The organism is Sphingorhabdus profundilacus (assembly GCF_009769755.1).
Taxonomy (GTDB): domain Bacteria; phylum Pseudomonadota; class Alphaproteobacteria; order Sphingomonadales; family Sphingomonadaceae; genus Sphingorhabdus_B; species Sphingorhabdus_B profundilacus.
Map to the genome: position 1 here is coordinate 1 of NZ_SDWJ01000003.1, position 809 is coordinate 809.

The window sequence follows — 809 nt, forward strand, 5'->3', positions numbered from 1 at the left end:
TTTATTTCGGTCACGGACATGGAGGCGCTCCTATTGAAGTTTTGCGAGAAGCAGCTTTGCAACGAGTTCGGACGAGGCCGGGTTCTGACCGGTGATCAACATCCCGTCTTCTATCGCATAAGGACTAAAGTCTGGTCCTTTGCTGTAGAGGGCGCCGTTTGCCGTCAAAGCATCCTCCACCAAAAATGGTACAACCTCAGTAAGGCCAGCGGCAGCCTCCTCACCATTTGTGAACCCTGACACCTTGCGACCCCGCACAAGCGGCGATCCGTCAAGCGCCTTCACATTCTTAAGGACACCAGGTGCGTGACAGACCAGGCCGACTGGCTTGTCGGTTGCCATCGCATTCTCGATCAAGGCGATCGAATGGGCGTCATTCGTCAAATCCCACAGGGGGCCATGGCCGCCAGGATAAAATACCGCGTCATAATCTGCTACGTCCAAGTCAGCGAGTTTATGGGTATTGGCGAGCGCAGTGTTCGCTTCGACGTCAGCTCTGAACCGTTTGGTCGCCTCGGTCTGGGCATCCGGTGCGGCACTCTTTGGATCAAGTGGTGGTTGCCCTCCCTTGGGTGACGCAATCACGATGTCGGCCCCGGCGTCTTTGAACACATAATAGGGCGCGGCAAATTCCTCCAGCCAAAAGCCGGTTTTTTTACCAGTATCACCAAGCTGGTCGTGCGAAGTGAGGATCATAAGAACTTTCACTGTCAATCTCCATCGGCGCAGGCGTGCCGCACTTTCGCTAGGAACAAGCCGCGGCCATCAGCTTTGTTCCGCAGCCGCCGAATATTCCTGCCGTTTAAGGC

The 809-nt window shown here is 55.4% G+C and carries 1 protein-coding gene; it reads right to left on the reverse strand.

The window, feature by feature from the left end:
* Nucleotides 1-30: 30 nt before the first annotated feature.
* On the reverse strand, nt 31-708 hold the full coding sequence (locus EUU23_RS13950; protein ID WP_160354778.1) for a DJ-1/PfpI family protein: 678 nt from the start codon (nt 706-708) through the stop codon (nt 31-33).
* Nucleotides 709-809: the final 101 nt, after the last annotated feature.